This is a genomic window from Enterobacter nematophilus, from assembly GCF_026344075.1.
GTDB lineage: Bacteria > Pseudomonadota > Gammaproteobacteria > Enterobacterales > Enterobacteriaceae > Enterobacter > Enterobacter nematophilus.
Genome location: NZ_JAPKNE010000003.1, coordinates 359,218 through 372,870, shown reverse-complemented (window position 1 = coordinate 372,870; position 13,653 = coordinate 359,218). Strand labels below are relative to the sequence as shown.

Below are 13,653 nucleotides of genomic sequence, written 5' to 3'. Positions count from 1 at the left end.
CTCTCCTCAGTAACGTCTCAGCAGCGGCAGTAACAGGACGCAGCCCACCGCCGCCATCACCGCCAGAAAAATCAGCCCGGAATCCATGCTGTGGGTGAAGGCGATAAGCGCGCCCATCACCGCCGGCGACAGCGCGCCCGCAAAGTTTCCCAGCCCGTTGAAAATGCCGCCCGCCGTGGCGCTCACCCGTGGATGGGTGGCCTTCGCCAGCAGGGCGAAAATGTTGGGTGCGCCGGTGCCCCACATGAAGGTGCTGAAGCTCATCGCCGCGATGATGGTCAGCGGGGTGTCGAGATGCATCACCGCCGCGAGACCTGCCGCCGCCCCGGCCATGGAGATAAAGCAGGCCGCCGCGCGCTTATCGACCCGGTCCGAAAGCCACGCGCCAATCACCTCGCCCGCCAGCATGGCGATGAACGGCATCGACGACAGCCAGCCCGCGTGTTCCAGATGAATACCTTTGCCCTTGATGAGATAGCCCGGCAGCCAGCCGTTGATGCCCCAAAGGTAGGTCAGGAAGGCAATGTTAAAGATGCAGATGATCCAGAAGTGCGGGCTGACAAACAGCTCGCGGCGCGCGGCGCGGCGCTCGTCCTGAGATGCCTGCGAGGTGCCGGGTTTTGCCTCCAGACGGATCCCGCGCAGCCCGACGCGCACGAATATCAGCACCGGCACGGTGAGCATCGCCATCACGAAAAAGGTGCTCTGCCAGCCGAAGGCGTTCAGCAGCCAGAGGGAGAGCGGGAAGCCAATCGCCGCGCCCACCGGCGTGCCAAGCAGCCACAGCATGGTGGCGCGCGCCTGCAGATGCTGCGGGAAGTTGTGGCGCACGATGGCGAAGGCGAGCGGGAACAGCGGCCCTTCCGCCACGCCCAGCAGGATGCGCAGCACGATCATCAGCGTGTAGTTATGGGTAAAGCCCATCGCCACCATCAGCACGCACCAGACGACCATCATTCCGGTGAGCAGGCGCAGCGGGGCGATTTTGTCGCCTAAGCCGCTTAAAAAGACTGACGAAAAGCCGTAGCTCAGCAGAAAGGCGCTCATCAAAATGCCGAGGCGCGTGGTGTCGAAATCAATGCCCATTGCCTGCTGGAAATGGCCGTCAGAAAACAGCGCCGCAATGCTGATTTTGTCGAAAAACGCCAGCAGCACGCAGGCCAGCAGCGACAGCGGGATGGCCCAGCGCACCGCTTTTTCAGGCGTGCGGGCTCCCTCACCGCTCGCCTCAACGGGCGCGGTGTTGGTCTCTAATGTGGTCATGTCTCCCCCTACGGGTGCGGGTTATCGCAGTGACATCAGTGAAAAGGTCGGGTCGGCGAGCGGCACGTCCGATAAATCCCGCCCTGCCGCCATCCAGCGCTTCGCCAGCTTGACGGTGCGCGCATCGTTAAACGCCACCAGCTGCGTCAGCCGCCCGCTCTCGTCCAGCGAGAAGTACAGCGAATCTTCACGCGCTATCGTTGTGCTCCCCGGCTGCGGAATACCGAGGATTTGAATGTTGTGCTGATATTGATCCGACCACAGCCACGGCGCGTCGTCGTAGCCTGGCGCATCGGGGTTGAGCATCGCTTTTGCCGTCGCCACCGCCTGATTCTGCGCAAACGCCCAGGACTGAATGCACAGGCCGTAATGATGATGCTGGGCCACATCTCCGGCGGCAAAAATGGACGGATCCGACGTGCGTCCCTGAGCGTCCACGACGATCCCCCGTTCGGTGCGCAGCCCCGCGTCGCGCGCCAGCTCCAGATTAAGATCGACGCCGATCCCCACCACCACCGCGTCAAAGGTATCGCGCAGGCCGTCGCAGTGGATAACCGGCAGGCCGCTATCGTCCTCCAGCTCCAGCGCGCCGCAGCCGGTACGGATATCCACCCCCTGCTCGCGGTGGAGGGCTTCCAGGCGCTGCGACACCTCGCCGCTCACCGAGCGCATGCACAGCGCCGGCTGCTGCTCGAACAGGGTGACCGCCACGCCGCTTTTGCGCGCGGAGGCGGCAATCTCCAGGCCAATCCAGCCGCCGCCGATAATCGCCAGCTTTTCGCTTTCCGCCAGCCGACCCTTCAGGCGCTGCGCGTCCTGCCAGTGGCGCAGGGTGTAGACCTGCGGATGGGAAGCCCACGCCTCACCCGGCAGACGCGCCCGCCCTCCGGTGGCAATCAAAAGAATGTTGTAACTAAGATACTCGCCGTTGCTTAACCGCACCGTTTTCGCCGCTCGGTCGATCTGCTCCGCACGCAGCGGGCGGTGCCATGTCAGGTTCAGCGCCTGCTGTGCTTCTTCACTAAACAGCCGTGGGAGTGCCGCGTCCGGCTCCAGCAGGGACGCTTTCGACAGCGGCGGACGTTCGTAGAAATCCCACTCCTCTTCCGCCACTACGCAAATCTCGCCGCCGAAGCCCTCGTCGCGCAGTGTTTTCGCCGCCCAGCCGCCCGCCTGGCCGCCGCCGATAATGACAATGCGCGACGTCATACCGCCTCCGGCTTTTTCTGCTGGCGCCGCGTGTCGTGGTCGATCCCGCCTTCCACCGCCCATTCGGTAAAGGAGACCAGCGAGTGCTCCAGCTCGCGCGGCTGCCAGTTTTCGGTCAGGTAGTCGTCGTTGGTGTAATACTCAAACGCGCCGCCGGTCGGGCTGTTGACGTACCAGAAATAGGCCGACGACACCGGATGGCGGCCCGGCCCGATAAAGGTGCTCCAGTCGTGTTTATTCATCGCAATCCCGCCGCCGATCACCTCATGAATATCACGTACCGTGAAGGCCACGTGGTTGAGACCGCGCCTGCGGTTCGGCAGCTGCAGCAGGAACAGGTTGTGATGGCCGCCGCGCGCGCCGCAGCGCAGGAACACGGCCCGGTTGATGTAGCGGTCAGAGACCTGGAAGCCGAGCACCTCGCGGTAGAATTTTTCCACCGCCGCCAGCTCTTCCACGAAGAACACCACGTGCCCAACGTTGATGGGCTGGGCGCGATCGTAAACCGGGCTCGGGGTGTCGATCCGGCGGGCGTCGCCCCACTGGTTAATCGCCTCGACGTTCAGCTCCACCTCGGTCTGCTGGGTCACCTGCACGCGCAGGGTCATGCCGTTCGGGTCGAGGCACTCCAGCGCGTCGCCCACCTCGCGGAAGCCGGGCTGCTGCGCAAGCTTCGGGCGCAGCGCGTCAAGATCGGACTGCGCGGCAACCGCCCAGGTCATGCGGCGCAGGGTGTTGCCCGCCTCAAACGCCGGCGGCAGGTCGGGGCTGTCGATCGGGTTTAGCTCCACGCGCGCGCCGCTCAGGGTGGTAAAACGCTGGCCGCTGGCATCGCCCGTCAGGCCAAAATCACGCATAAATTTGGCGCAGTGCGTCAGGTCTTCCACGCCAAATTCCAGCTTTTCAATTCCGGTTACACTCATCGTTCGTTGCCTCATCTGGCCCAAATTGGGCGTAAACCATGCCCGACGCAGTTAAGCGCCTGACGTTAACTCACTGATTTAACTGGCCTGTGACAAATACCCTAAAAAGCCAGAAATTTTATCCGCCGCGAGGCGAACCTCGTTTTGCAGGCGCTCGCGGTCGGTCTGCGGGATCTCCTCCGACGGCACCAGAATGCTCACCACCGCCGCCACGCGTCCGCTTCGGTCGTACACCGGGTAGACGATGGAGGAGATGCCGTGGCGGAAGAAAGATTCGCCGATGACAAACCCGCGGGCTTTGTCCTGCTGCACCATCTGCCACAGGGCCTCGCGGTCGTGAAGCTGCCCCGGCGTGTTGCCCGGCAGGCGCTCGTGCGGGAACAATTGTTCAAAATCGGCGCGGGAAATATCGGTCAGCAGCATGCGGCCGAGCGAGGTGCAGTGCACCGGCAGACGGGTGCCAATGCTGACCTGATTGATGCGCGACCCGGCGGCGCTGACGCGGGCGATGTAGATAATGTCGCGCCCGTCGCGGATCGCCAGATGGCTGCTGCACTGGCTGACGTCGCGCAGCTGTTCGATCACCGGCTGGCCGACCTGCGCCACGTCCAGCGAGGCGATGTACTCAAAGCCCAGGCGCAGCACGTTCATGCCGAGCGAAAAGGTATTGGCTCGCGCGTTGCGCTCCAGAAACCCCATGAACTCCAGGGTCTGCACCACGCGGTAGGCGGTCGCCTTCGGCATATCCACCAGCCGGTGCAGCTCGGCAAAGGTCAGTTCGCGGTGCTGCTCGCCGAAGGCCAACAGCAGCTGCAGGCCGCGCTCCAGCCCCGGCACCAGATACTTCACTTCCCGATCGTTTGCCATAATCGCCATACCTCAGTTAAAGACAAAACCGCCGTTGACCGGGATCAGCTGTCCGGTGACAAACCGCGACAGATCGCTTAACAGCCAGACCACGCTGCCGGTCACATCTTCCGGCTGCTGCGCGCCCGTTAACGCCCGGCCGTTTTCGTAGAGCTGATGCCGTTCGGCGGGCACATATTCGGTTGCCTCAACGCGGGTCAGCCCCGGCGCGATAGCGTTGATGCGAATGCGCTTTTCGCCCAGCTCGCGCGCCATCGAGCGGGTCATGGCGATCACTGCCCCCTTGCTGGCGACGTAGGCCATCAGGCGCGGCGCGCCCCACAGGGCGGTATCGGACGCCACGTTCACGATTGCCGTCCCTTCGCGCAGCAGCGGTACGGCGGCGCGCGTCACCATCCAGGTACCTTTGACGTTCACGCTCATCACGCGGTCCCACAGGTCCGGGTCGTAATCGAGCATGTTTTTACCGCCCACGCCGGTCGCCATCGCCGCGTTGTTCACCAGACCGTCAATCTGACCCTGCTCGCCAATGGCGCAAAACACCTGCTCAATGGAGTGCGGATCGGCCAGATCGATGACGTGTGATTCGATCGCAAAGCCCTGCTTGCTCAGCCCGTGGGCGCTCTCGGCCAGCTCGCCATTGAGGATGTCGCACATCACCACCGCCGCGCCCTGCTCCGCGCAGGATTTGGCAAAGTGGTAGCCCAGCCCGCGCGCGGCACCGGTCACGACGATGCGCTTTCCGCCCAGCAGTCCGTTCATCAGGCGGCTCCCTGCTGCGCTTCGCGCATCGCCAGCTGCTCTTTGGCGGCCTTCTGCATCATGCGGCGCAGGCGGGAGAGGCCGACGTCGTGCTGATAAAGGTATTCATGGTCGCGGGCGTTCGGGGCCAGGCTCTCCAGCACCACGCGGTCCTGCTCCAGCACCTCCCAGTGCAGCTTTTCCAGACGGTTGCGGTACATGAAGCGCCACATATCGCGCTGCCAGCCCTGCACGCGGCGAATGCGCCAGAAGAAGACGCGGCAGTTGTCGTTATCTTCCGGCACCACCATGCCGACGATAAAGAAGTGGCCGCCCGGTCCGAAGCGCTTCTTATACGGAATGGAGAGACGCATCCAGCAGGTGCCGCTGTTGCCCAGCTCCACCCAGTCAAAGTTGACGCCGCTCTGCCCTTTTTTCTCGAAGATGAAGCCGGTTTTGGTCGGCTGAAGCACCATGTCGGCCTTGCGATCCCCCTCCGCCATCGAGTGCGAGGACGAATGCAGATAGGTGCCGTGCATCGGGTCCATCACGTTTTCCAGCGCGTACTGGTAGTTGCACTTCCACGCGGCGGTGCAGAGGAAGTTGCTGAAATTTTCCGTGTCGGCGAGCTCATCCGGGAAGATCAGCTCGTCCGGCTGCTGGTCGGCGGTCACGCCAAACCACAGGAAGATGGCGCCGTGCGCCTCCTGCACGTTGTAGCTGCGCACGCACTGCTGGCCAACCAGCGGGCATTTATCCACGGCGGGCACGTCTTTCACCTCGCCGTTGCCCGCTACTTCTACGCCGTGATACCAGCAGGCGATACGGTCGCCGAGGTTCCAGCCCATCGACAGGCGCGCGCCGCGGTGCGGACAGCGGTCTTCCAGCGCCTGGACCTGGCCGTCCTTGTTACGCCAGACCACAATCTGCTCGCCCAGGCGGGTGATGCCCACGGGAGCAGACTGCACTTCCCAGCTTGCCAGCACCGGATACCAGAGGCCGCGCAGACCTTTATCAAGATAATGTTGTACGGTAGTCGTCATCGCGTTGTCCTCAGTAGCCGTTAACCTGTAAGAAAGCCTGGAAGCTGGCGTTGCTCCACGGCTCGCCCTGCTGGTCGTGCATGCGCACCGCGTTCAGCCCGTTCACCAGTTCCGGTAGGGTTTCAACGCCCTGTTCGAAGAGATCTTCCAGCGTCGCAATCAGGTTCACCTCCCAGTTTTCCGGCTCGCGGCTGCGGGTTTGCCAGATGAGATTCTGGTAATCGCCCGGCTTATGAATGGCACCGTTACCGCCTTCGGCAGGTGGGGTAAACTGGCGGCTTTCCGGCAGCGCCGGATTGTAGTTCAGGGTGTCGCTCATGCCACGGTCTCCTCGACGAAGGTAATCTGGATTTGGTTTTCAAAGACCCGAACCGGGTAGCGGTTAAGGTTGCGACCGCCGGGGCCGTGCAGGCACTGGCCGGTTTTGACATCGAATACCGCCTCGTGCAGCGGGCACTCCACCTTGCCGTCTTCGACGAAACCCTGGCTCAGCAGGGCATAAGCGTGCGGGCATACGTCTTCCAGCGCGTAATACTCGCCGTCAATCAAATAAACGCCGATCTCTTTACCCTCGACGCTGCCGCTAAAAGGGAAATCTTCCTGTACTTGTTCTGCGTCACATACGCCTATCCAGCTCATCACGATCCTCCAGGCTTTTGTTTCATATATGAAACTCTGTTTCTTATTTAATACGGTCAATATAAAAGCGATGAATGTTTCGTCAAGCGGCAATGTGAAGAATTTGTTAAGCGAAAGCTAATTAATTAACTAAGTGTGGAAAGGATCACGAAAAAATGCAGCGATATGAAATTTTCATTATTGCGGCGTGAATGAATACGTTTTTTCAATGGCTTTAAATTTCAATATTCAGATATTGACTTCCTTTGTTTTTGCTTCGTAAAAATAAAAGAGCGGAAGAACCTTGCGTTTCACCTGTGAAACGATTTTTTACTTTATCTTTTAAAAACAAAGAGTTTCACAGGTTAACCATTTTATGTCCGTGACAATCACGCTGATAAAAATATCACTATGCGCACGCATAAGGCAGGCATCATGACGGCAAGATGGCAAGGAACAATTGCACTGTTATTACTCATTATTATCTCCTACGTCGACCGGGTAAATATTTCAGTAATGATATTAAACCCGGAATTTGCCCGGCACTTTCAGTTAAATGAAAACAGAATGTTACAGGGAATGCTAATGACCTGCTTTCTTCTGGGTTATGGTTTTTCGGCTTTATTATTAACACCAGTTATTGAAAGCAAATTTAATTATCGGCAGGGGTTATTAGGCAGCATTGTGATTTGGGCCGCGGTCTGTGCGGTCTCTCCCCTGCTCGGCTCGCTGATGGGAATGCTCATCGCGCGCGTGATTCTGGGGATAGCGGAAGGACCGCTCTTTTCGCTGAAGACGCGCTTTATCAGCGATAACTTTAGCGCGGATGAGATCGGCAAACCCAACGCCGTAACCGCGCTGGGCGTCTCGCTCGGGCTGGCCGTGGGCTTTCCGCTGGTGACCTGGCTGATGGCCCATCTGGGCTGGGCCGGATCGTTTTACGCGCTGGCGATACTGAATCTTGCTCTCGGCGGCGGGCTCATCTGGCGCTACCTTCCCGCGCCGCGCGGCATCCCGAAGACAAAAAAACCGGGGTTTGCCCAGACCTTTACGCTGGCGTGGCAAACGCCGCTGCTGGGCTGGATCTTACTGGTTGAAATCGCCACGCTGAGCTATCTCTGGGGGAGCAGCGCCTGGCTGCCCGCATGGCTGCGCGATGAACACCACTTCTCGCTGCACGCCACCGGCATGCTTGCGGCCATTCCCTTCCTGCTGAGCCTGGGCTCTAAATTTCTCGGCGGCGTGCTGCTCGACAAAATGCGTCCGGAGCAGGCACCGATGCTGTTTGTGGCGGGTGGAGCGCTGACGGCGCTGTCCGTGGTCGGGCTGATGCTCAGCCATCAGCCCACATGGCTGGCGCTGTTTATGCTGTCCGCCAACGTCTTCTGGGGGCTTCAGGGGGCGGCCATTCCTGCGGTTATCCAGCATCACGCCGCGCGGGAAGCGGTGGGGAGCGCATATGGGATCGTTAATGGCATAGGGAATATCTGCGCGGCGTTTATTCCGCTGCTGATGGGGATGGTGATGAAAACGGTCGGGTCGGTAAGCTCAGGCTTTTCGGTTTTGGTCGTTTCGCAGGTTATCACCCTGCTGGCCGGGGGTATGTTGCTGCTGCGCATGCGTCGCGCAGCAGCAATCAGCGCGTAAGGCTTATTCGCCTTTTTTCGCCGCCTGGATGTAGAGCATTTCCAGCGCCAGGGTCGCCGCGGCCAGCGCGGTGATCTCGGACTGGTCATAGGCAGGCGCCACTTCCACCACGTCCATCCCGACGATGTTCAGATCCTTCAGGCCGCGCACCAGCTTAATGGCGCGGTCTGAAGTCAGGCCGCCGATGACCGGCGTACCGGTGCCTGGCGCAAAGGCCGGATCCAGGCAGTCGATATCGAAAGTCAGATACACCGGCATATCGCCGACGATCTGCTTAACCTGAGCCAGAATATCGTCCACGCCGCGATCGTTGACCTGGCCGGCGTCCAGCACGGTGAAGCCGTTATCTTTGTCGAACTCGGTACGGATACCGATCTGCACGGAGTGGTTCGGATCGATCAGGCCTTCGTTCGGCGCGGTGTAGAACATGGTGCCGTGGTCAAACTCGCAGCCGTTCGCGTAGGTGTCGGTATGCGCATCAAAGTGTACCAGCGCCATTTTGCCGAAGTGCTTCGCGTGGGCGCGCAGCAGCGGCAGGGTTACAAAGTGGTCACCGCCGAAGGAGAGCATGCGCTTGCCGGCAGCCAGCAGCTTTTCGGCATGGGCCTGCAGCTTTTCGCTCATTTCACGCGCGTCGCCAAAGGCGTACACCAGGTCACCGCAGTCCACCACGTTCAGGCGCTCGCGCATGTCGAAGTTCCACGGGAAGCGGTTATGCTCCCAGGCCAGGTTGGTAGACACCTGACGGATCGCCGCCGGACCGTGACGACCGCCCGCGCGGCCGGACGTTGCCATATCGAACGGCACGCCGGTGATCACCCAGTCCGCGTCGCTGTCGTACGGCTGGAAGTTCATCGGAAGACGTAAAAAACCAAACGCGTTAGATACCAGAGAGTTATCGTACTGATGACCTAAAGTGCTCATGTCCTGACCTCATTGAAAGTCGTTGGGTTGTAAAGTGTAAAAAAAATCCCTTCCGCGTCGTTAAGCCCGACGAGGAAGGGATCGATAGATAAGTAAAGCTGCATGGAAGAAAGAATAGCGTCTGGGATGTTTAATTTCAAGTCATTCATAACATGCTCACATAATTCAAATACCAACCATTCTCAAAACAAATATTGAATGATTAAAATATAAAATCGCCAGCAACTAAATCATTAATCTCAATAATAAGTAGCGGATGTTTTTTTAAAAACAAGCCATTATTTCCGCTTTGACGCTCCTTTATCATACATATCCATAAATAATAAGAATGCGAAGGTATGAATTAGGAATTTATTTAGGTCCGACCAGTAGTTTTTAGATATCCCTCTCATTACAATCCCCGCGCTTTATTACAATTTATTTCAAAATGGAATTTTCTATGAACAAATACTTAAAAGCATGTCTTTTTACCATTCTGGCGGGAGCAGGTTCTGCGGCGGCAGCGGAAGATGGCACAATTACTTTTGACGGTACCATCAGCGATGCGACTTGTACTATTACCGGTGGCGATGCGCAGGGTGAATCCACCTCTCCTGATTTCACCGTGCATCTGCCGACCGTCAGCACCACAGCGCTGGCAACTGCGGGCCAGCGTGCGGGGGATACACCATTCTTCATTAAACTGAGCGGTACAAACTGCACAAATAATAAAATCGCCAGCGTGTTCTTCGAACTGGCACAGAGCACCAATATCAATACCGCTACCGGTAACCTGAAAAACACCGAGACGACTGGCGGTGCCACAAATGTTGAAATTGGTCTTTCCGATTCAGCTAAAGCAGCACTGAACCTGACTACGGCGAATAATAACGCTAAAACTGCAACCATTACCGGTAATACCGCTCGTTTCGATTACTGGGCACAGTACGTTGCGACCGGTGGCGCTGCATCGGCAGGTAAAGTAACCACTGACGTGGTGTACTCCATCAAATATCAGTAAGCCTATTTAAGCAGTGGGCGTTGTCCCACTGTTTTTTTGACATATTCAGGGAACCAATTTCGATGGTGAGTAATATATTAAAAGCGATGTTAATGATGGCATTGTTCGGGCTGCCTTGCGCCCATGCCACCATTCAGATTTTAACCACGCGCGTCGTTTTCAACGGTAATGAAAATGAGCAGACCGTACGTATTAATAATCTGGGGAAAACGCCTGAACTGGTTCAGGTCTGGCTTTCAAGCACAGATAAAACAGACGGTGTTGAAAAAGAAAACCTGCCTTTCTTCATTAACCCGCCCGCAGCGCGTATTAACGGCCAAAAAGGTAAAGTATTCCATATTTTCCAGACTGCCGAAGCCATAAATAAATATCCCAAAGATCGCGAAAGCCTGCTTTGGTTAAACGTGCTGGATATTCCACCTGAAATGCCGGAAGACGCTGATAAGAACAAACTCAAAATGGCCTTCCGCACGCTGATTAAATTCTTCTATCGCCCCGCGGGCCTGAAAGGTAACCCGATGCAGGCAGCTGACGATCTTAAATGGGAATTACGCAAAACGACGAAGGGTTACGACGTGGTTGGAACCAATAACTCTCCGTTCCATGTGAATATGACCAGCGTATGGCTGATGAATGCGGAAAATAAAGATATTGAAATACCGGGAGAGATGATTGTGCCCTACGGCACGCTTGTTTATCACTTCCCTCAGGTCAGCGCGGTGAGCGGACGCGGCATATTTAAATATAACTATATTACCGATCTGGGTGCATATATTAAGCGCACTTATAACTTTTAACATCATTTAAGCCTCATTTTTGGGATAGCTGAATGTCCGCACTTTATAAAAAATACAAGCGTCGCAACAACGCAAAAAATCACTTTAGCCAGATTTTACTTCTGGCATTCTGCGTTTCAGGCCAGGTGTACGCCGAAAGCGAGAAAAAGCCGGTCAATTTTTCTCGCGGCTTTATGAATTTCTATAACAGCGGGTTGGATCTGACGCAATTCGATGGGGTCGAAAAGATCCAGCCCGGTGATTATAAACTGGATGTGATAAGCAACAGCAAAAACAGAGGCACCTGGCCCGTCACGTTCATCCCGGCAAAAAACCAACAGGGCGTAAATGCGTGCCTGACGCCGGAAATGGTTATCCGCTTTGATATAGACACCCGCAAACTGCCTGAAAACTGGAAAACGGGCAGCTGTCTGGTGCTTGAAGAGCTGGTCCCGGGCTCCCGCGTCGTCTACAACCAGGAGGATGAGCGCCTGGAGGTAACCGTTCCTCAGGCGATGCTGCTCAACACGCCAGAGGGCTACATCAGCCCGGAACTGTGGGATAACGGCGAACCCGCGCTCATGGCCTCGTATGCGCTGAGCGGCTCCAGCACGCGCAACCGCGAGCTGGGGGAGACCAGCAACTATCTTTTCGGCAATTTACAGACGGCCATGACGCTCGGCGCCTGGCGTTTCGTCACTTACGACACGCTGAATATGGGCAACGACATTACCGATGAAGGTGTTGATCACCTGCAGGCGTTTGCCACCCGGGGGATCGCCTCCTGGCAATCCGAAGTGGTGCTGGGCGATCTGAGTACCACCGGCGATATGTTTGATACCACGGCCATTCGCGGAGCGAGGATCGCGACGGACGATCGTATGCTGCCAGATTCCGTTCGCAGCTATGCGCCCGTCGTGCGTGGATTTGCTAACAGCAACGCTACGGTCACCATCAAACAATCTGGCAATACGCTGTATGAAAAGGTGGTGCCGCCGGGCGAGTTTGCCATCAGCGATCTCTACGCAACGGGTTATAACGGCGATTTTGAAGTTACCGTCAAAGAAACTGACGGCACGCTTCACACCTTTACGGTCCCCTACTCCAGCGTTCCGCAGCTGCTGCGTGAAGGCTATTTCCGCTATTCGCTCTCTGCCGGGGAAATCCGAAATACGTTTCTCGCCGACGATCCCTGGATGACGGAAGGCACGCTGCAGTACGGTCTGTTTAATAATCTGACGGGCTACGTTGGCGCACAAACCGCATTCGACGGGGATTACAACGCCCTGCTGGGCGGCGTGGCGATTAACACATCATTGGGCGCGTTAGGCATTGACGTAACCCGCTCCTACACGAACTTTTCGTCGGGCATCGAAAACGACGATTGCGGCTCGCTGTGCAATATGTCTTTGCGCATCAGCCTTGCTAAAAACCTCTCGGAAACCGGTACGAACTTCAGCCTGGTTGGCTATCGCTACTCCAGCAAAAATTACTATTCCCTCTCGGATGCCGTCAGCGTGAAACAGGCGATAGAACACGGCAACGATAACTATCTACCGGAACGCTACCGCGAACGTCTGGAAGCAAATATTAACCAGATGCTGCCGCCTGGCTGGGGGAGTTTTTACGTCAGTGGCTTTGTCGGTAACGTCTGGAACGATCGGCTGAGTCGTACAGAAAAATCCAACTATGCGGTGGGATATAACAACCAGTTCGGCAGCTCCACCTGGGGGATTTCCCTCGGTCGTACCAACAGCGAGGACGGCGGTCACGATGATACGATCTATCTGAGCGTTTCAATGCCGCTGGGCCACCGCTATGAAAAGCAGGCCCGATTGGGAGCAAACTTCAGTTACAACAGCGATGAAGCCACCTTCCGTACCTCGTTAAGCGGTTCTGCCGGTGAGCGCTCGCAGTATGGTTTCAGCGGCTACTTCAGTGAATCCAGCCGACCTGAAACGAACTTCGGCACCAACCTCTCGTACGTTGGGGATAGCGCCTCCGGCGGCGTCGCGTTTAGCCAGTCCCTGCACAGCTTTATGGGTGGACTCAATATGAACGGCGGCGTGGTGGTGCATCGTGGCGGGATCAACCTGACCCCAACCTTAGGCGATACCATCGGGATTATCGAAGCCAAAGGAGCTGAGGGTGCTCGCGTTTATCCTGACTCCACTGCCGTCATCAAAGATAACGGCTATGGGATTGTCGGCTATCTCGCCCCGTATAAGTACAACGAAGTCTTTATCGACCCGAAAGGCACCTCGATGAGCGTCGACGTTGAGGACACGCGTAAACACATTGTGCCCACAGCCGGTGCGGCGGTGCATATCAAGATGGAAACGCAGCAGCAACAGCAGACGTTTGTGCGCTTTATTCATGCCTCCGGTATAGAGATCCCGTTTGGTGCACAGGTGACTGATGCCGGCAATAACTCACTTGGCATGGTGGGACAAAGCGGCCTCGCCATGGTGACGCTGTCTGACGCGAAAAATCCGCTCACCCTTAAGTGGAATAAAAATAAGGTGATGAACACCTGTACTGCAGACGTGAATAACGCTGCTGAGCATCCTGCTGCTCAGGATATTAAAAATGTGGCTCCCCTCGATGCAATAAATATTACCTGTAAAGGTCTTTGACATAAG

Annotated in this window: 13 protein-coding genes; 4 read left to right on the top strand and 9 right to left on the bottom strand. The window is 57.1% G+C overall.

Translation table 11 applies throughout. From position 1 onward, the window contains the following. Nucleotides 1-6: 6 nt before the first annotated feature. The 8 genes from OSH03_RS11465 to OSH03_RS11430 all read right to left on the bottom strand — a co-directional run bounded on the left by OSH03_RS11465 (nt 7) and on the right by OSH03_RS11430 (nt 6,685). A complete protein-coding gene (locus OSH03_RS11465) occupies nt 7-1,263 on the bottom strand; it encodes an MFS transporter (RefSeq protein ID WP_266179092.1) in 1,257 nt (418 codons plus the stop codon). A 21-nt stretch (nt 1,264-1,284) separates the two neighbouring features. Further along, nucleotides 1,285-2,472, bottom strand: coding sequence for an NAD(P)/FAD-dependent oxidoreductase (locus tag OSH03_RS11460; protein WP_266179091.1), 1,188 nt, complete (start codon nt 2,470-2,472; stop codon nt 1,285-1,287). Then, entirely contained in the window at nt 2,469-3,395 is a 927-nt protein-coding gene (locus tag OSH03_RS11455) for a VOC family protein (RefSeq protein WP_266179090.1), read from the bottom strand. The genes OSH03_RS11460 and OSH03_RS11455 overlap by 4 nt, the downstream gene beginning before the upstream one ends. A 78-nt stretch (nt 3,396-3,473) precedes the next feature. Next, entirely contained in the window at nt 3,474-4,262 is a 789-nt protein-coding gene (locus tag OSH03_RS11450; protein ID WP_151412657.1) for an IclR family transcriptional regulator, read from the bottom strand. A 12-nt stretch (nt 4,263-4,274) separates the two neighbouring features. Beyond that, nucleotides 4,275-5,024, bottom strand: a complete 750-nt coding sequence (locus OSH03_RS11445; RefSeq protein ID WP_266179089.1) for an SDR family oxidoreductase — start codon at nt 5,022-5,024, stop codon at nt 4,275-4,277. Beyond that, on the bottom strand, nt 5,024-6,046 hold the full coding sequence (locus OSH03_RS11440) for an aromatic ring-hydroxylating oxygenase subunit alpha (protein WP_061097123.1): 1,023 nt from the start codon (nt 6,044-6,046) through the stop codon (nt 5,024-5,026). The genes OSH03_RS11445 and OSH03_RS11440 overlap by 1 nt, the downstream gene beginning before the upstream one ends. A 10-nt stretch (nt 6,047-6,056) precedes the next feature. Beyond that, entirely contained in the window at nt 6,057-6,365 is a 309-nt protein-coding gene (locus OSH03_RS11435; protein ID WP_061097122.1) for a recombinase-like helix-turn-helix domain-containing protein, read from the bottom strand. Further along, complete coding sequence (locus OSH03_RS11430; protein ID WP_061097121.1) at nt 6,362-6,685, bottom strand: Rieske (2Fe-2S) protein; 324 nt, start codon at nt 6,683-6,685, stop codon at nt 6,362-6,364. Before OSH03_RS11430 ends, OSH03_RS11435 begins: the two co-directional genes overlap by 4 nt. Nucleotides 6,686-7,099: 414 nt before the next feature. Here OSH03_RS11430 and OSH03_RS11425 point away from each other — a divergent pair, with 414 nt between their 5' ends. Continuing rightward, the gene (locus tag OSH03_RS11425; protein ID WP_266179088.1) at nt 7,100-8,311 is read left to right on the top strand and encodes an MFS transporter; all 1,212 of its coding nucleotides are present in this window, start codon (nt 7,100-7,102) and stop codon (nt 8,309-8,311) included. Between the two features lie 3 nt (nt 8,312-8,314). Here OSH03_RS11425 and speB read toward each other — a convergent pair whose 3' ends face one another. After that, nucleotides 8,315-9,235, bottom strand: a complete 921-nt coding sequence (gene speB / locus OSH03_RS11420) for an agmatinase (RefSeq protein ID WP_006811917.1) — start codon at nt 9,233-9,235, stop codon at nt 8,315-8,317. A 439-nt stretch (nt 9,236-9,674) separates the two neighbouring features. Between speB and OSH03_RS11415 the strand changes: the two genes are divergently transcribed. The 3 genes from OSH03_RS11415 (at nt 9,675) to OSH03_RS11405 (ending at nt 13,647) form a co-directional block, all read left to right on the top strand. Continuing rightward, on the top strand, nt 9,675-10,235 hold the full coding sequence (locus OSH03_RS11415) for a fimbrial protein (RefSeq protein ID WP_151412630.1): 561 nt from the start codon (nt 9,675-9,677) through the stop codon (nt 10,233-10,235). Nucleotides 10,236-10,327: 92 nt separating this feature from the next. Further along, nucleotides 10,328-11,032 (top strand): fimbrial biogenesis chaperone, encoded by a 705-nt coding sequence (locus tag OSH03_RS11410; protein WP_266179087.1) that lies wholly within the window; start codon nt 10,328-10,330, stop codon nt 11,030-11,032. Between the two features lie 32 nt (nt 11,033-11,064). Then, entirely contained in the window at nt 11,065-13,647 is a 2,583-nt protein-coding gene (locus OSH03_RS11405; protein WP_266179086.1) for a fimbria/pilus outer membrane usher protein, read from the top strand. Nucleotides 13,648-13,653 lie beyond the last annotated feature (6 nt).